Origin of the sequence: Streptomyces hygroscopicus subsp. hygroscopicus, from assembly GCF_030269125.1 — a bacterium.
Taxonomy (GTDB): Bacteria; Actinomycetota; Actinomycetes; order Streptomycetales; family Streptomycetaceae; genus Streptomyces; species Streptomyces hygroscopicus_C.
On sequence record NZ_BSSM01000003.1, the window covers coordinates 22,224 to 39,171 of the forward strand.

Sequence of the window (16,948 nt, forward strand, 5' to 3'; positions counted from 1 at the left end):
GCTTCGGCATCATGACCCCGCCGTCCCAGGTCGGCTATGCGGACCTGCTGCGGGTCTGGCGCGAAGCTGACGGCATCCCGCAGATCGAGCACGCCTGGCTGTTCGACCACCTCATGCCGCTCGGCGGCGACCCGAACGGTCCCACTTTCGAGGCGTGGACGCTGCTGTCCGCGCTGGCGGCCCGGACCGAGCGGCTGCGTCTCGGCGTGATGGTCACGAGCAACCGGTTCCGTCCGCCGGCCGTGCTGGCCAAGATCGCCGCCACGGTCGACGTCGTCTCCGGCGGCCGGCTGGAGTTCGGCATCGGCGCGGGCTCACGCACCGACGTGCCCTGGGCCCGGCGTGAGTACGACGCTCACGGCCTGCCCTACCACGACGCCGCCCACGCGGTCGGCGCTCTCGCCGAGGCATGCGCCCTCATCCGACGGCTGTGGACCGCCACCGAGCCGTTCGACTTCCCGGGCGACCACTACCGACTCGCGGGCGCTTTCTGCGCCCCGAGGCCCGTGCAGCGGCCCCATCCGCCGCTGGTGATCGGCGGCCAGGCCACCCGGACGCTGCGGGTCGTCGCCGAACACGCGGACCGGTGGAACATGCCCGGCGGCAGCATCGACCACGCGATCGAGGTCAGCGCCAGGCTGGACCGGCTGTGCGCCGAGATCGGCCGGGACCCCGCCGAGATCACCCGGTCCATCGTCCTGCCCGTCTCCTACGACCGGCCCGACGACACCCGCCAGGCCGCCCGCGAGGCGCTCGACGGCGGGTTCGACCACATCGTGCTCGGGCTGAGCGCGCCCTATCCGGCGGGGGTGGCGCGCTGGGTCGCCGACACCTTCACCGGCACAAGCAACCCCGCACCGAGGAGCCCACGTTGACCACACATCCGCCGATCGATCCCGAACTCGCCCCGGTGCTGGCGGTGGTGCAGCAGCACGTGTCGCCGACCGTCACCCCCGGGGACATCGGGGCGCTGCGGGCCAACCCCGCGTTCGCCGTCCTGGACGAGGAGTTGACACACGACGGCACCGTGGAACTGCGGGAGTTCTCCGCCCCGGGGCCCGCAGGCGCCCCCGAGGTCCCGATGCTCGTCCTCCGGCCCGCCGGGCTGGCGCCCCAGGCGCCCGTCATCTACTACATGCACGGCGGCGGCATGATCATCGGCAACAACCGGACCGGCCTCGGCAATGTGCTGGACTGGGCCATCGACAACGGCGCGGTCGTGGCGTCGGTGGACTACCGGCTGGCGCCGGAACATCCCGACCCTGCTCCGATCGAGGACTGCTACGCGGGCCTGCTGTGGCTACACCAGCACACCGCCGAATTCGGCGGTGACGCCGGCCGCGTCGTCGTCGCCGGTACGAGCGCCGGCGGGGGACTTGCCGCCGGTGTGGCCCTGCTCGCCCGCGACCGCGGCGGTCCTGAGCTGCTGGCTCAGATGCTGATGTGCCCGATGCTCGACGACCGGCTCCTGACACCGAGCAGCCGGGAACTGGAAGGCGAGGGCATCTGGGACGCCACCAGCAACGAGACCGGGTGGAACGCGCTGCTCGGCGCGCGCAGAGGCGGCGACGACGTCAGCGTCTACGCGGCACCGGCCAGGGCGACGGACCTGGCCGGCCTGCCCACCGCGTTCGTCGACGTCGGCTCGGTGGAGACCTTCCGCGACGAGGCCGTCGACTACGCCGCCCGGCTGGTGCAGGCCGGTGTCCAGTGCGAACTGCACCTGTGGCCGGGCGGCTTCCACGGATTCGACGCGATGGCCCCGCAGGCCGCCCTGTCGCGGACCGCGTCCGCTACCCGGGCCGCCTGGATGCGCCGGCTCCTCGGCCGGACCAACGGCGAGTGACAGGGCGTCCCCCTCGCCGCGCCCCCATCCCGCCCCTGGTGGTGGTCCACTCCGCGGCCCGCGGACACAGGGCACACCCCGTCCCCGCCGCGGCAGCCTCCGCGTACGACAACCCGGCACCCGCGCAAGCCGCGCCCGGACGGGCCTGCCGGACAACCACGGGGCGGGCGGAACGCGGAGTGTCCGACACCCCTTCCCGGCGGGACACCGCATGCGCACCGCCTCTCTCATCGGTCACGGCGTCGTTCCCCACTCGTTCTTCCAGCCGGCCGCGTCCACGAACGCGCCTACCTCGACGACGGCACCACCACACTCACCCCCGTTATGTTTTTCGCGGTCCTGCAAGAGGGCCGCTGGCCTCCGGGCCCGGCATGACTTTTGCCCCCTGTCGAACGGATGACAATGCCGTCGTTTTAGTGGTCGTGCCATCGGTGGTTCAGGGTGATGACGACCGGGGAGCGGCGGTGGCTTGCGGGCTCTTCAGGTGCCTTACTGCCGTACGGGGTGATGCAGGAGCGGATCTTGCGGGGGCAGTCACGGGACCGGCGGCGGGGTAACAGGCTGTGGCCGATCTCGGCGAGCCCGAGGTGCCGGTCCCGTCTGCGGGCGGAGGGGGGAAAGCCGCTCGGTGAGGTCACCGTGCGGCGGACGACGTGGAGAGCCCGGGTGGACGAGGTCCGCTCGGCGGTGCTCCGGTGAAGCCTGGCGGCCTCGTTCAGCAGGTCCCGGGTGGCATGGTGGACGATCAGGTGCGCGTAGATCTCCTGCCGCACCCCGTCCGGGGTCTGCGACCTCAGGACCGGTCTGCCGCGCTGGTGGGTCTTGATCTCGTCGAAAACCAGCTCGATCTCCCAGCGGCGGGCGTAGAGCGCGGCCAGTTCGGCGGCCGGGTACTTTCCGTGGTCGGTGAGACTGGTGATCAGCCGGACGATGTCAGCCTGACCGTCGACGCGGTACTCGATCACACGGACCAGGGCCGGTGACGCCTTGACGGTTCCGGCCGCCTTGCTGTGCTTGTTCGCCTCGATCCGGGCGAGTGGCTTTGTTGGTGAGTTACGAGAGCGCCTGTAGCTCAGCGTGGAGAGCGCCCTTGTCCACGGGAGAGTGATGTCGCTGAGTTTTGGTTCTGGTCCAACTTCTGTGGTGTGGCTACTCCCTGTGACTGCTGACCTCGCTGGTGCGGCTCGCGAGATCGTCTCGAAAGAGCTGGTGCCTGCAGCGTTCGGGCTGATGGTTCTGAGCTGTGCGCGAGGTACTGCTCCGGCTGGAAGAGCTGCTCTTCCTGACGGATCCGGGGATCAGGGTGGAGTCCGTGCAGGACGATGGCGAAGTGATCCGATTCGGTGTCAGATGCCGAACGACAGGGGCACGGTGTCCAGGCTGCGGTGGCTGGTCCGAGCGGGTGCACGGCTCCTACCTGCGGTTTCCGGCGGACCTCCCCGTGGCGGGGCGGCGGGTTGTGCTGCGACTTCGTGTCCGGCGCTTCAAGTGCGAAGACGTCTCCTGCGGGCGGCGGACGTTCGTCGAGCAGGCCGCGGGCCTGACCCGGCGGTACAGCCAGCGGACCGAACGAATGCGGTCGGTGCTGGCTGAGGTCGGCCTCGCCCTGGCCGGCCGCGCCGGTGCCCGGCTGGCCGACATCTTCGGAGCGAGAGTCAGCCGGAACACGGTCCTGCGGCTGGTCGACGCTCTCCCAGAGCCCCAACCACCGGGCCCGCGTGTGGTTGGCGTCGACGAGTACGCGATGCGGAAGGGCCGCGTCTACGGGACCGTGCTGGTCGACGTCGAGACCCGCAGACCAATGGACCTGCTGCCCGACCGTGAGGCTGGCAGCGTCGCGGCCTGGCTGGCCGAGCATCCGGGGATCGAGGTTGTCTGCCGCGATCGCGCCCCGTTCTTCGCCGAAGGTGCCAGCGTTGGCGCGCCCACCGCCGTCCAGGTCGCCGACCGGTTCCACCTCTGGCGCAACCTCGGCGAAGCGGCTGAGCGGTGCGTCTCCCGCCACCGCTCGTGCCTTCGCGCGACCTTCGCCGAGTCGACACCAGCGAACCCTCCAGCGCCGGCCGGGAGCGGGTCGCCGTGGCCCACCGGGCACCGGTTCGCCGATCGCACCCGTGCCAAGCGACGCCGCCGTCCACGCGCTGTTGGCCGCTGGACACAGCCGACGCTCGATCCAGCGCCAGCTCGCCATGACCTACCGAACCGTCAAGCTGCTGGCCGACGCGACGAAGGCGGAAGACTTGTTCCACGGGCAGTGGCAGAACCGCAGGACCAAACTCGACGACTTCCGGCCCTACCTGCACGAGCGGTGGGCCGAGGGCTGCACGAATGCCTGGACCCTCTGGGAAGAGATCAAGACGCACGGCTACACGGGAGGCTACGGAGCCGTCCGCGCCTACCTCCAGCCGTTCCGCACATCCCCGACCGCACCCGCAGCCCGTCCGCCGTCCGCACGCACGGTCACCGGCTGGATCCTGACTCACCCCGATTCCCTGCCGGAGAGCGAGCACTTGAAGCTCGAGTCCGTCCTTGCCGACTGCCCCGACCTGGAAGCCCTCGCCGGACACGTCCGCGCATTCGGGAAGATGCTCACCCAGCTCCAGGGCGACCAGCTGCCGCAATGGATCAAGGCGGTCCGCGCCGACGACCTGCCCAGCCTCCACGCCTTCGCCAACGGTCTTGAACGCGATCTCGCCGCCGTCACCGCCGGCCTGACGCTGCCGTGGAGCTCCGGCGTCGTCGAAGGCCATGTCAATCGGATCAAAATGATCAAGCGCCAGATGTACGGTCGGGCCGGCTTCGCTCTCTTGCGGAAACGGGTTCTACTGGCGTCCTGACGGGGCAGTCACGAGCTCTGCTGGAGTCGCTCCGCGGCCTGAGCAGGGGTGTCGTAGTAGCCAGGCCGTGCCAGCAGGACCGAGCTGAAGTAGTAGCCCTGCTCCTCGTCTGGCTCGTCGTCGGCCGCGAACGGGCGCCAGAAGCTCAAGAGCAGGTCAGAGGCGACGAAAGACGCCGGATCGTCAGGGTCCGCCTCGATCGAGGTGTACTCGCCCATGCGTTGCACCAGCTCGCGGGCCGGGATCGCGAACACGTCCAGGCCCCGGAAGACGACTCGGTCTGTCTCAGTCGACGGCCTCCCAATCTCAATGGCTTCGAGCACGTCTCGTATGCAGTGGATGCTGATCATCAGTCCACTGGGACGGAAGACCTGCTGACCCGGCCGATCAGACTCCGACACCGCGGAGAGATCGCGGAGCGAGTCCAGCGCCGCGTTGGCCGACTCCCGAGTCATGCCGATCCGCAGCGGGCCAACGCCGTTCGGTGGAGCAAGGTCGAAGTCCATGCAGGCATGATCCCAAACAGGTCCGTCAGCGAGCCACGAAGGGCCCCAGGCCCTAAAGGCTACGGAGGGTCACTGCTCCACAAGAGTTGGACCAGAACCTGAGTTTTGAGAGCGCCTGGGTGCTTGCTTCGGGACCATGGTTGTGCTCTGCACGACGAGGGGGCCCGGGTGCTGCTGAAGTCCAAGGTCGATCTGTACGCGGCGATCCGTCGTGATGCGAAGGCTGGTCTGTCGAGCCGTGCTCTTCAGCGGAAGTACGGTGTCGGTTTCCTGACCGTGCAGAAGGCGTTGACGTCGGCCTGGCCGGAGCCGCGGAAGAAGCTTCCGCCGCGGCCCACGCGGCTGGATCCGTACAAGCCTTTGATCGACGAGATGCTGCGGGCCGACCTGGATGCGCCGCGCAAGCAGCGGCACACGGTGAAGCGGATTTTCGAGCGGCTGCTGGACGAGCACGGTGCGGACGAGATCTCGTACCAGATGGTCCGTGGCTACGTTGCTGACCGGCGTGAGGAGATCCGGGTCCAAGCCGGACGAGGTGTGGTGGAAGCCTTCGTCCCGCAGACGCACAAGCCCGGAGCGGAGGCGGAGGTCGACTTCGGCGACGTGACGGTGCGGCTGGCCGGCGAGCTGGTGACCTGCTACCTGTTCGCGTTCCGGCTGTCCTACTCGGGCAAGGCCGTCCACCGGATCTTCGCCTCGGCAGGTCAGGAGGCGTTCTTCGAGGGCCACGTCCACGCTCTCAACACGCTGGGCGGGGTGCCGACCGGGAAGGTCCGCTACGACAACCTTAGGGCCGCGGTCGCCCAGGTGCTGGGCTTCTCCCGGCATCGCGTCGAGGCCGAGCGCTGGACCGCGTTCCGCTCCCACTACGGCCTGGAAGCTCTCTACTGCCAGCCCGGAATCCGCGGCGCCCACGAGAAGGGCGGGGTCGAGGGGCAGATCGGCTGGTTCCGCCGCAACCACCTCGTCCCAGTGCCCGAGGTCGCGACGCTCGCCGAGCTCAACGCGGTGATCGACCAGTGGGGGAGCAGGAGGACGAGAACCGTCGGATCCGGTCCCGTCCTCGCACGATCGGCGAGTACTTCGCAGCTGAGCAACCGCTGCTGGCGCCACTGCCGCAGGAGCCCTTCGAGACGGGCCGGCTCTTCACCCTGAGGGTCGACCGCTACAGCCAGATCAGCGTCCGCACCAACCGCTACTCGGTGCCGGTCCGGCTGATCGGCCGCAACGTCCGTGCAATGCTGCACGCCTCCGAGCTGGTCGTTTACGACGGTCGGGACGAAGTCGCCCGGCATGAGCGGCTGATCGCCAAAGGCGGCACCCGCCTCGAACTGGACCACTACCTGGAAGCTCTCGTGCGCAAGCCCGGCGCCCTCCCGGGAGCGACCGCGCTCGACCAGGCCCGCTCCGCAGGCAGGTTCACTCCCGTCCACGACGCCTGGTGGGACGCTGCCGTCAAGGCCCACGGCGAGCGGGACGGCACCCGCGCGCTCATCGAGGTTCTCCTCCTCGGCCGGCACCTGCCACACGAGCACCTGGTCACCGGCCTCGCCGCCGCCCTCAAGACCGGGGCCATGACAGCGGACGCCGTCGCTCTTGAAGCCCGCAAGGCAGCGGACGCCGACACCGCCCCTGTCGAGGCCCCAGAACCATCAGCAGGAACCCGGACCGGCATCGCCCCGCTGCCGGCTGCCGTCCGGGCCCGCCTGCCACCCGACAAACGGCCTATGCCGTCGGTCGCTCACTACGACCAGCTCCTGCGGCTCCGCCGCGACCGTCCCACCCCCTGAAGGAGAACCGCGTGTCCATTCCCCGCCAGCGAGGGCTCACCGAACAGGCCGCCACGGCCGCGATCGACCAGGCATGCCGGATGCTGAGGCTGCCCACCATCCGGTCCCAGTTCCCCGAGCTCGCCGAAACCGCCGGCCGAGAGCAGATGTCCTACCTCGGATTCCTCTCCGAGCTCCTTCTGGCCGAATGCGACGACCGCGCCCGCCGCCGCTCCGAGCGACGCATCAAGGCTGCTGGCTTCCCCCGCGACAAGTCCCTGCGCAAGTTCGACTTCGACGCCAACCCCAACATCGACCCGGCCATGGTCCACACGCTCGCCAAATGCGAATGGATCAAGAAGGGTCTGCCGCTCTGTCTCATCGGCGACTCCGGCACGGGCAAGTCGCACCTGCTGATCGCGCTGGGCACCGAGGCCGCGATGGCCGGGCACAGGGTCAAGTACGTCCTGGCGACCAAGCTGGTCAACGAGCTGGTCGAGGCCGCCGACGAGAAGCAGTTGACCAAGACCATCGCCCGCTACGGCCGCGTCGACCTTCTCTGCATCGACGAACTGGGCTACATGGAACTCGACCGCCGCGGTGCCGAACTCCTCTTCCAGGTCCTGACCGAACGCGAGGAGAAGAACAGCGTGGCCATCGCCTCCAACGAGTCCTTCTCCGGCTGGACCAAGACCTTCACCGACCCCCGGCTCTGCGCGGCCATCGTCGACCGCCTCACCTTCGGCGGCAACATCATCGAGACTGGAACCGATTCCTACCGCCTCGCGACCACCCGCGCCCGCGCCGAACAACAGCTGACCACTACCTGACCTGGGCGCACGAAGCTTCGTGAGCCTCCTCAGTGCTCACGGATCCTTGACCACCACCAGCCGCCCACCGTGAAGGCGTTCACCGGCCCAGGATTCGGCAGAGTGCGACGCTCGAACTCATCGTCGATACGAGCAATCAGCCGGCCGAGGTCGCGCCGGGCACCGCCAGGGAGGTGAAGCATGACCTCTTCCAGATCATCGCGGGCATACTCCACCTCCAGTCCGGGCTGCCAGACCTGGGATGCGTTCAGATAGCGGCCAGGTTGTCTGAATGCCCACTCGAAACGGGCGAGCGCGTCAGCAACCGCGCCAGGCCACATCCGCTCATCCTCAACGCGGCGGACAGCTGCACGAGTCCTCGCGGAAACGCCCCGGATCCGCCGAACTACAACGTGTCTGCGAGGCCGCCACCGCTCAGCGCGGACGGCCTTCGGGCGCCTACGCGGCATCGCCCTTTCTGATCAACATGCCGCCATCCTGCCACGAACGCAGCCGACATCGCACGCACGATCGAGCCCCCGCCGACCGGGGGTACTCCTACTTCTCACCAACATTCACGCGCTTTTCGATCACTGCGTGATGGCGAAATCCACCGACAAGTGCTCTTGCTTGAAACCTACGCAGCCAGGCGAGGTAGCTGCCGTCGGGCAGCACGGCGATCACCCTGCGGGCCTTGCGTCGCTCGATCCGCCACAGCAGGTGCGTGCCCTGGTCCCGCAGCCTGTGGCAACGAGCCAGACCCCACAGCCCGCGGTCGGCCAGTAACAGCGTGCCGGTCCCGCCACGGGCGTCCAGGGCGTCGGAGACGATCCGCTCGGATTCCTTGAACCCGCCGACCACGGCATCGAGCACGGCATGCGAGGAACACTCGGCCACCGCGACCACCCGGGCCTGCGGATACCCCATCGGGCTGCGCGCTGATCCCGACTTGCCGAAGGCGTCATTGTTCGCCGCGGAGTCCGGCACGGCCAGCAGTGTCCCGTCCAGGGCCAGCACCCGCAGCCCGTGGAAGAGATCATCTTCCCTGCCCAGTGGCCGGGCCACGGCCCGGAACAGTTCCCGCATCACGGTCCATCCCAGCCGCTGCCGGGCCCTGGTCAGCGAGGACTTGTTGACCCCGGTCCAGGGCCGCAGTCCTGGGTCTCCGGCCTTCACCAGGCGCAGAACCTCCAGGTAGTCGGCCTGTGGGAACAAGCACATCGCCAGCACGAAGTACACCGTGAACCGGGCGGACAACAGACGCCGGCGCTTCTCCGAGCGACCGGCCTCACCAACCACCCGGTCCACCAGCTCTGGCGGGCACGACCGGGTCAAGACGCCCAGCCCCAGCCGCTCCAGACGGGCTATCAGCACACCGGCTCAACCAGCCGACAGCCTCAAAAGCAACGGCATTGTCATCCGTTCGACAGGGGGCAAAAGTCATGCCGGGCCCGGAGGCCAGCGGCCCTCTTGCAGGACCGCGAAAAACATAACGGGGGCAGCGGCTGAGGGGTCCGGTGGCTGAGGGAGCGGTGGCCGTCGGGGCGGGCCTCACTGGGCTGCCGGGCCGGAGGTGAAAAAGGCGACCATCTGCTCCAGACCGCACTCGCCGAACATCGTGTCCAAGTTGGCGGCGGACTCGGCGGCGGACTCCTCGCTGCGCGGGAAGAGGGCCTCCTCGTACGCTGCCAGGGCGGCCTCGGTGTCGCCGGGGTGGGCGGCGATGGCCAGGGCGAGTTCGGCGCCGTCGAGCATGGCGAGGTTGGCGCCCTCCCCGGCGAAGGGGGACATCACGTGGGCGGCGTCGCCGAGCAGTGTCACGCCCGGGACGCGGTGCCAGCGGTGGCCGACGGGCAGGGCGTGGATACGGCGCGATGTGATCGTGTCCGCGTCGGCGACCAGGGCGCGCAGGCCCTCGTCCCAGTCCTCGAAGTGGGCGAGGACCGCGGCCTTGGCAGCGGCCTGGTCTGTGAAGTCGACCGTGTCCAACCAGCCTTCGTCGGCCTTGAGCGCCGTGTAGACGTGGAGGCTGCCGTCGCTCTCCCGGTGCGCGAGGACACCGCGCTCGTGCCCCAGGGCGATGAAGAACCCGCCGCCGATGACCGCGGCGCTGCGCGGGTGGCGGGTGTCGGCGTCGAACAGGTCGGTCTCGACGAAGGAGATGCCGGTGTAGGCGGGCCAGGCGCTGGAGACCAGCGGCCTGATCCGCGACCAGGCGCCATCCGCGCCGATCAGGAGATCGGTGGTAATGGCCGAGCCGTCGGCGAACGTCACCTCGTGACGCCCGTCGCCCAGCGTCCGGGCCCCGGTGACCTTACGGCCCCAGTGGATCGTGCCGCCGGGCAGGGAGCCCAGCAGTAGGTCACGCAGGTCGCCGCGGTCCACCTCCGGCCGGCCGCCGGTGCCGTCGTCCTCCTCGGCCACGTGCACCGTGCCGTCGGGGCCGAGCAGGCGCATGGCCTGACCACCCTCGTGGACGATCTTGAGGAAGTCGTCGTGGAGGCCGGCGGCGTGCAGGGCCTTCTGCCCGTTGGTTTCGTGGATGTCGAGCATCCCGCCCTGCGTACGGGCCGCCGCCGACGCCTCCAACTCGAAGATCGCCAACTCGATGCCGTGGACGTGCAGGACGCGGGCGGCGGTCAGGCCGCCCAGCCCTGCGCCGATGATCGCTATCGGGAAATGAGTGGTGCTCATGGGGCCTCCGGAAGCAGTAGGGGAATACCTCGGTGCGCCGAGTCATCGCCGCCGACGCCGCAAGGCTCCTTGCTAGGGCGGGGTGCACAGCGGGGCGGCAAGGGGTGTCTCGGCCACAGCCACCGTAACGAACATGTTCGCGACGAACAAGTTCCACGCTGGGCAGCGGCGGACAGCGAGGAGGACTTCCGTGTCTCCTGGCGGCGTCCGCCGTCAGGCGGGCCCCGCCCTGGGCTCAGTCCCCTGCGCCCGGGACAGGTGTGTGCGTGATGCCGTTGACGAGGACGTCGAAACTCCAGCGAATCCTGTCCGGCACCGAGCCGCCGATCAGGGCGGGCATGTGCGCGGTGATCGCCGGATGCGTGCTGGCGTCCACAGTGTGCAGGGCACGCACGGTGGCGTCCCAGTCGTCCTCGGAGGCGGGGTCGTGCTCACGCGTCGAATGCTCGGCAGCCGTGGCTGTCGCATCCTGGAGCAGTTTGTCCACCCCCCAGGCGACCTGCTCGCGGCCGGCGCCGCTCTGCGAGAGGAGATCGAGGATGCGCTCCACCAAACGCAGGTAGTTCTCACCGCTCGGGCGGGCGACGAGCGCGGCCCGCGCGAGCTGCGGGTGCTCGAACAGCATTCGGGTGTACGACGTCATGACGGCGCGGAGCTGCTCGCGCCAGCCCCCACCGCCGTCCCGCCCGGTCAGGTCGACCTCGCCGAGCAGGGAATCCAGAACGGCCGCGTGCAACTCGGCGGTGTTGGCGACGTAGACGTACAGCGACGCAGGGCCGGTGTCCAGCTCCTGCGCCAGGCGACGCATCGTGACCTTCCCCAGCCCCTCCGCCCGCATGATCCGCACGGCGGTGTCCACAATCCAGCGCCGGGACAGGGCGGGCTTCGCCGGACGCTCCCGGCGGCTGATCGGCTCTCTTCTCGCAGTCATCACCCGATCGTAACGAACACGTTCGAAGTGCAGGGTGTCCGGTTCGCCCTCGGCCGCCACGGAGCTCGGCTGTGCGAGTCGGCCCGGGGTGCTGTTCTTCGATGCAGGGGCCGTCCGAGGGCCGTTTCCCTCGTGCTCGCGTGGGTGGTGAAGGGGCGGGTGGCCGGTCAGCTCGTCATAGACCGACAACGGACGGCGACCGACCTCGATATGGGTGGCCGCAGCCCGGTTCAGCAGAGCCTGCAACGGCCCCGTCTCCTCGCCTCTGCGCCATCCGCCCGCATCACCATCGACCACCACCAAGAACGTCATAGCCAGGGTCTACCAGATGTCCGTGACACAGCGCCGATCGGCTGTCGCCTGAAGTTGGAATGGGCTCAGTGCATCTGGATCTTCTTGGCTTCCCTCACGAACTGGCTGGTGATCGAGGCAACGGGCGCGACCAGCGTGAGCCCCTCCAACACGCGGGCGGCGGCTCTCTCGTAGGCGTCGCGTCTGCGATGAAACCCAGTGTGCCCTGGAAGCCGACGACCAGGCCCCGCAGAATCTCCACCGGCGTCGCCCCGTCCAAGAACGCGTCCAAGCGGTAGCCATTGGTGTTCTTCAGCTTGTACTTGGCGTCGATCTGTGCCACTAGCTGCTCGTCGGCCTCGATCCGTTCCTTGAGGTCCAGAAGGTCCCGGCACAACTGCGGCTCGGCCTTCCACAACCTCGCCTCCGCGTCCGGAAGAGCGGTGTTCACGATGGTTCCGGACGGCAGCACGAACGTCACCGAGGAGAGAAGCCGGTAGGAATTGCGAATGGTGCCGGCGCTCATCCCGCACGCATTGTTGGCAACCACACCGCCGATGGTCGCCACACTGGCACTCGCTGGATCCGGACCCATGATCCGCCCGTGCCGGGCCGACGTGATACTCGAGCGCAGGACGGTGGTACCCGGGGCGATCCGCGCCCAGGGCCCCACCGTCCAGCACCTCGACTCCGGTCCAGTGACGACGCACATCAACTAGAATGTCGTCCCCCTGGGCCTGCCCATTCAGGGAGGTCCCCGCCGCACGGAACACCATCTTCCGACCGTGGCTGTGCGCATAGGCGAACAGCCTTGAGATGTCCTCGATCCCGCATGACGCACTTATGTTTCGGCCTGCGCTTCACCGCACCTGGCCGCGTCCGCCCGATAACCGTTTCGATCGTCGAAACCGATCGTGTGCTGCCACCGGGCTGGTTCCGATGGTCGTCGGGCTGCTCCGGCTGCCCGTTTCAGCCCCCCACTGACCGACGCTCGGCAGCCGTGTGCGCTGCGACCCGGCACTCCTCGAAGAATGCCAGTTCACGCAGGTAGTAACCCCGGGCAACGAAGTTTGCGGTCAGCTGGTGTCCTGCGAACCGCTGGCGCCGGACGTCGACGAACGGTGCTGCGGTGAACAGCTTGCGCAGTTCCTCGAGCACCTCCGGTGCCGAGGACCAGCGGTCGTCGTATTCGGCGATGGTCATGAGGACCGGGACCGGAATCCCAGGAGCGATCCGACGCAGCCGCTCCGGCCATGTGAGCGCGTCGCGCAGCTCCATCACCGGAGCAGGCGCGGAGGTCGCCTCGAGATGGGCCAGCACTGTGCGTTCCCAACTCCAGTCGGGGCCGTAGACGGCTGTGGAGCGCCCACGCGGGTCCACAGTCGAGGCTCGGGCTTCAGCCATTGCCGTTTGCAGCCACTGGACGAAGCCGGGAATCCACTGCAGGCCGGCAGCGTGCGTGGCCACACCCAGGAGCGGGACCTGAGGTGTTGTGGCAGCGAGGCACAGTGCGAGCATCCCGCCGATCGAGTTGCCCGTCAGGAAGAGGCCCGTCGAGCCGGCGCCGTACCGTTCCCACGCGCGCTCCACGGCGGCCCGCAGTACTGGCACCTGGCGGTCGAACAGGGCGTCACTGGGGTCGAGGGCTGCGGCCGCTCCGTAACCGGGCCGGTCGAGCGCCAGTGTCGCGAAGCCGAGTTGGGCCGCGATGTCAAGGAACGGCGCCTCGCCGGGGATTGTCTCGTCGTAGATCGCCGAGGTGACCGACCCGCCGTGCAGGGCGACGATGAGTGCGCGCGGGGGACCGGCCGGAGCGGCGTAGCGCCCCGAGAGCCGCATGCCGTCGAGCTCGATGACTACATGCTCCTTCGACGTGACCATTTCCACGGTGAGCCCCTTTCGTTTCAGGTACCGGTTCATGTTGTTCGTGATTGTCGGTGTCAAGGGCGAGGATCCTCTTGGCCGGCCGGACCCGCCTTGGTGCGGGCTGTGGCGGCGGCAGGGTCCTCCTCGCCGGGGCGTCGGCGGGCGATTTCGCCAACCTGCCCGGTGCCCAGGGGACGGCGGGCGTCGATGCCGAGGTCGGCAATGCGCACGAGAGCGGTCAAGGCGTTCACGGCCTTGGTCCTCAACGTCTCCAACGGCGCCTCCCGGACCGGAGGCCGGCAGCCCTCTTGTCACTTGCTCAGGGCTTTCATGAGGCCCATCAGACGGGCGCGGTCGATTTCGTTGTCCTCGCGCAGCGCGGAGATCGCCTGCAGGAGCGCCCCGGGCGAGGGGGTGGTGCCGAGGAAGTCGCGGGTGGCGGGCGGGCCCCACTGGGCGAGGCCGGAGGCGGACATGGCGGCCCAGCCGGGTTCGAGTGTGTTGTCGAAGACGTCGCCGTCGGCGAAGTGCTCCACCATGAAGCGGTCGGGGTCACGCCAGTAGTCGAAGATCTGACTGCCCTGGACGTGCCGGCCGATGCCCCAGGAATGGTGGTATCCGCGCTCGCGCAGGTACGCGCCGCCCGCGGCGAGTGCGTCGAGGTCGGCGACCTGGAAGGCGGAGTGGACATAGCCGGTGTCGGGGCCGAGATGCATGGCCAGGGTGTGGTGGTCGGCGGGTTCGCTGCCGCGGTCGCAGCGGATGAAGGCCATGGTGGGGCCGCGATCGCGTTGGCCGTCCAGGTAGAGGAAGTCACTGACGATCAGGCCGAGGTGCTGTAGGTACCAGTCCAGGGCGCGCCGGAAGACCCTGGTGGAGAGCACGACGTGGCCCAGACGCTGTACCTGGGAGGGTTCGCGGGGCGGGCGCTGGGTGGCGTTGACACGGGCGGCCGCGGTGGTGGTGCCCGTGTTGAGGACCAGGGGCTGTCGCAGCGGTCGCGCGGTCTGCTCGGTGACGCCGTGCACCACGCGGACCGGGATCCCGGAGGGATCGAGCAGGTCCACGGCGCGGCCTCCGCAGTGCTCGGTCAGGGTGCGGACTTTGTGGCCGGTGGCGCGGGCCAGGCGGTCGAGGTCGGTGGCGTCGGCGGCCGTGAAGGCGAGGCCGGTGAAACGGGACGTGGGGCCGCGGCGGATCACCAGGCTGTGGGGGCCGGCCATGGCGCCGCGCAGATAGAGGGCGTCATGAGTGCGGGCGGCGGTGGTCAGGCCGAAGTCGTGGGCGAAGGTTTCGGCGCGGTCCAGGTCGGGCTTGGTGAACTCGAGCCAGGCCAGGTCGACGACCTTGATGACGGACTGGGCGGCGCGGCCGGGGTGTTCCCCTCGCAGGGCGCCTTGTGCGCTGTGCAGGCCCTGGTGGGCATCGGCCGTCGGGGCGGGGCCTGGATCGTTCATGGCGTGTGTCCCTTCAACTTCGGGCGGCTCCCCCGCGACTGCGGTGTGCGGCACTGTCACGGGAACCGAGAGGCGAGCGGGGGCGGGAGGAGGTCAACGGCCCCGCCGACAGCGGTCGGCGGGGCGCCGGTGACAGTGCCTTCCCTACCGGGCCAGCAGGGTGTCGAGCACCGTGTTCAGGTCGGCGATCGGGTCGGTGGCCGCGCCCTGGGCGCGCCAACAGACGAAGCGGTCGGGGCGCACCAGGACGGCGCCTTGCGGCGTGTGCCCCCGTGCGGCGGTCCAGGTGGAGCGCAGGTCGCGGTAGTCGCCGTCGAGGTGGCCGAGACGGATCGCGTCCAGCGGCAGCCCGCTCTGGGCGGCGATCTTCTCGGCGGCTTCGCACCAGGCACGGCCGTCCTCGCCGGCGATCAGCAGGAAGCGGCCGGGTCGGACCAGGCGAGCCGGTGCCACGCGATTGCCGTCGAGGTCCTCCAGCCAGGCGTGGGGCAGCGGGTGTCCGGGGCGGGCGGCGGGCTTGTAGATGCGGACCGGGTCGGGATTGTCGGGTGCGGGAGTGCCGTCGGGGACGACGGCCGCCGAGTCGTACGTGTAGCCGAACTCGACGCCGAGTTCGTTGAACTCCATGGACTGGGCGGCCACGGCAGTGAGGAAGGTGCGGCGGAAGTCGGCGTCGGCGGGGTCGGCGCTCCACAGGCGGCGGGCCTGCCGCCAGTTCTCCTCCTTGTCGGCCTCGGGCCCGCCGCCGAAGAGGGCGTTGATGGCGATGTGGTTCATGGCGTTCTCCAGCGAGCGCTGGACGTTGGTGGCGTCCACCGGACGCCGCTCGGGCTCGTAGGTGTCCAGCAGGGCGTCGCCCGCCTGACCGTTCAGGACGGCGGCGAGTTTCCAGGTGAGGTTCTGGACGTCGTGCATGGCGGAGGTCAGGCCGAGGCCGCCGGTGGGCGGGTGGCGGTGGGCGGCGTCGCCGGCGATCAGGACACGGCCGGCGCGGTAGCGGTCGGCGACAACGCCCTCCATGGACCAGCGGGAGATCATGTGGACCGTCAGCTGCTCCTCGTCCAGTCCCAAGGCCGTGCGCAGATCGGCCAGTACGGACTCGTCGGCCAGCGCGCGGTCGTCCTCGGACCCGTAGTTGATGTGAAAGACCCACTCCCCGGAATCCGGGCCCCAGCGGTCGGGTCCCATGGGCACCAGGACACCCGGGATGCCGAGGTCGGGCAGCCACAGCCAGCGGATCAGCACGTCGGGGTCGGTCGCCACCTGGGACAGGTCGGCGGAGATGTGGAAGGAGACCACGCGGGCGAGGTCCCGTACACCCTCCTGGACGATGCCCACGGCAGGTCCGACGGTGCGGCCGCCGTCGCAGCCCAGCAGGTAGCGGGCCCGCACTCGGTAGGTCTCGCCGTTGTCGCGGTCGGCGACGGTGACGGTGACGCCCTCGTCGTCCTGGGCGAGTCCGGTCACCTCGTGGTGGAAGCGGATCCGGCCGGGCGCGAGTATCTCGGCGTGGGCGCGCAGGAGCGGCTCCAGGCGGATCTGGGGCAGGTTGGCCTGCCGCTCGGGGCTGGCGGCGAGCCACTCCGGAGAGGTGCCGCCGGCCCCCCATGCCTCCATCTTGGCGACGCGGCGGCCGTAGTCTTCGTCGTCGCCGGCCAGGCCGACGTACCAGGCGGTGTGGGACATCTGCTCGGCCGGAGTGGAGGCGGCGTAGATGGTGTCGGCCACGCCGGCGTCGCGCATGACCTCCATGGCGCGCTGGTTGAGGACATGGGCCTTGGGCAGGGCGGAGGTGCTGGGCCAGGCGGTGACCAGCAGGGACTCGATGCCCATGCGGCTGAGCAGCATGGAGGCGGTGAGCCCCGCACCGCCTCCGCCGACGATGAGAACGGGGACGTCGATGTCGTTCATGGGCAACTCCACGAGATGTAGCGGCTCGGGG

At 69.5% G+C, this 16,948-nt stretch carries 12 protein-coding genes and 3 pseudogenes; 5 read left to right on the top strand and 10 right to left on the bottom strand.

Annotated elements, in window-relative coordinates; translation table 11 throughout:
• Positions 1 to 11 precede the first annotated feature (11 nt).
• On the top strand, positions 12 to 875 hold the full coding sequence (locus tag QSK45_RS08195; RefSeq protein WP_285554727.1) for an LLM class flavin-dependent oxidoreductase: 864 nt from the start codon (positions 12 to 14) through the stop codon (positions 873 to 875).
• Entirely contained in the window at positions 872 to 1,846 is a 975-nt protein-coding gene (locus QSK45_RS08200) for an alpha/beta hydrolase (protein WP_285554729.1), read from the top strand. The genes QSK45_RS08195 and QSK45_RS08200 overlap by 4 nt, the downstream gene beginning before the upstream one ends.
• A gap of 413 nt (positions 1,847 to 2,259) precedes the next feature.
• Here QSK45_RS08200 and QSK45_RS08205 read toward each other — a convergent pair whose 3' ends face one another.
• Positions 2,260 to 3,078, bottom strand: a complete 819-nt coding sequence (locus QSK45_RS08205) for a transposase (protein ID WP_490993535.1) — start codon at positions 3,076 to 3,078, stop codon at positions 2,260 to 2,262.
• 11 nt (positions 3,079 to 3,089) lie between these two features.
• On the opposite strand from QSK45_RS08205, the pseudogene QSK45_RS38350 reads away from it, so the two are divergent.
• Positions 3,090 to 4,683, top strand: a pseudogene (locus QSK45_RS38350) (ISL3 family transposase).
• A gap of 8 nt (positions 4,684 to 4,691) precedes the next feature.
• Here QSK45_RS38350 and QSK45_RS08220 read toward each other — a convergent pair.
• On the bottom strand, positions 4,692 to 5,189 hold the full coding sequence (locus QSK45_RS08220) for a hypothetical protein (protein ID WP_285554736.1): 498 nt from the start codon (positions 5,187 to 5,189) through the stop codon (positions 4,692 to 4,694).
• A gap of 174 nt (positions 5,190 to 5,363) precedes the next feature.
• Here QSK45_RS08220 and istA point away from each other — a divergent pair.
• Positions 5,364 to 6,979, top strand: a pseudogene (istA, locus tag QSK45_RS08225) (IS21 family transposase).
• 11 nt (positions 6,980 to 6,990) lie between these two features.
• Entirely contained in the window at positions 6,991 to 7,788 is a 798-nt protein-coding gene (istB, locus tag QSK45_RS08230; RefSeq protein WP_285554738.1) for an IS21-like element helper ATPase IstB, read from the top strand.
• A 29-nt stretch (positions 7,789 to 7,817) separates the two neighbouring features.
• Here the strand turns inward: istB and QSK45_RS08235 are convergent, their stop codons facing one another.
• The 8 genes and pseudogenes from QSK45_RS08235 to QSK45_RS08270 form a co-directional block, all read right to left on the bottom strand.
• Complete coding sequence (locus QSK45_RS08235) at positions 7,818 to 8,108, bottom strand: hypothetical protein (protein ID WP_285554740.1); 291 nt, start codon at positions 8,106 to 8,108, stop codon at positions 7,818 to 7,820.
• 217 nt (positions 8,109 to 8,325) lie between these two features.
• A complete protein-coding gene (locus QSK45_RS08240) occupies positions 8,326 to 9,141 on the bottom strand; it encodes an IS4 family transposase (protein ID WP_285554742.1) in 816 nt (271 codons plus the stop codon).
• A 177-nt stretch (positions 9,142 to 9,318) separates the two neighbouring features.
• Entirely contained in the window at positions 9,319 to 10,461 is a 1,143-nt protein-coding gene (locus QSK45_RS08245) for an FAD-dependent oxidoreductase (protein ID WP_285554744.1), read from the bottom strand.
• A gap of 235 nt (positions 10,462 to 10,696) precedes the next feature.
• Positions 10,697 to 11,392, bottom strand: coding sequence for a TetR/AcrR family transcriptional regulator (locus QSK45_RS08250; RefSeq protein WP_285555511.1), 696 nt, complete (start codon positions 11,390 to 11,392; stop codon positions 10,697 to 10,699).
• Positions 11,393 to 11,885: 493 nt separating this feature from the next.
• Positions 11,886 to 12,504: pseudogene (locus tag QSK45_RS08255) on the bottom strand (FAD-binding oxidoreductase); the annotation flags it as partial.
• A 148-nt stretch (positions 12,505 to 12,652) separates the two neighbouring features.
• Positions 12,653 to 13,603 carry an alpha/beta hydrolase gene (locus QSK45_RS08260; RefSeq protein ID WP_285554746.1) on the bottom strand — a complete coding sequence of 317 codons (951 nt, stop codon included), beginning with the start codon at positions 13,601 to 13,603 and terminating at the stop codon, positions 12,653 to 12,655.
• Between the two features lie 257 nt (positions 13,604 to 13,860).
• On the bottom strand, positions 13,861 to 15,006 hold the full coding sequence (locus tag QSK45_RS08265; RefSeq protein ID WP_285554747.1) for a VOC family protein: 1,146 nt from the start codon (positions 15,004 to 15,006) through the stop codon (positions 13,861 to 13,863).
• A gap of 144 nt (positions 15,007 to 15,150) precedes the next feature.
• On the bottom strand, positions 15,151 to 16,917 hold the full coding sequence (locus tag QSK45_RS08270; protein WP_285554749.1) for an FAD-dependent monooxygenase: 1,767 nt from the start codon (positions 16,915 to 16,917) through the stop codon (positions 15,151 to 15,153).
• Between the last annotated feature and the right edge of the window lie 31 nt (positions 16,918 to 16,948).

What these genes read in the sequence shown, in the direction of transcription:
- QSK45_RS08260 (WP_285554746.1), bottom strand. Translation starts at nt 13,603, where the DNA reads ATGAACCGGTACCTGAAACGAAAGGGGCTCACCGTGGAAATGGTCACG.
- QSK45_RS08270 (WP_285554749.1), bottom strand. Translation starts at nt 16,917, where the DNA reads ATGAACGACATCGACGTCCCCGTTCTCATCGTCGGCGGAGGCGGTGCG.
- QSK45_RS08250 (WP_285555511.1), bottom strand. Translation starts at nt 11,392, where the DNA reads ATGACTGCGAGAAGAGAGCCGATCAGCCGCCGGGAGCGTCCGGCGAAG.
- QSK45_RS08195 (WP_285554727.1), top strand. Translation starts at nt 12, where the DNA reads ATGACCCCGCCGTCCCAGGTCGGCTATGCGGACCTGCTGCGGGTCTGG.
- QSK45_RS08235 (WP_285554740.1), bottom strand. Translation starts at nt 8,108, where the DNA reads ATGTGGCCTGGCGCGGTTGCTGACGCGCTCGCCCGTTTCGAGTGGGCA.
- QSK45_RS08265 (WP_285554747.1), bottom strand. Translation starts at nt 15,006, where the DNA reads ATGAACGATCCAGGCCCCGCCCCGACGGCCGATGCCCACCAGGGCCTG.
- QSK45_RS08245 (WP_285554744.1), bottom strand. Translation starts at nt 10,461, where the DNA reads ATGAGCACCACTCATTTCCCGATAGCGATCATCGGCGCAGGGCTGGGC.
- QSK45_RS08220 (WP_285554736.1), bottom strand. Translation starts at nt 5,189, where the DNA reads ATGGACTTCGACCTTGCTCCACCGAACGGCGTTGGCCCGCTGCGGATC.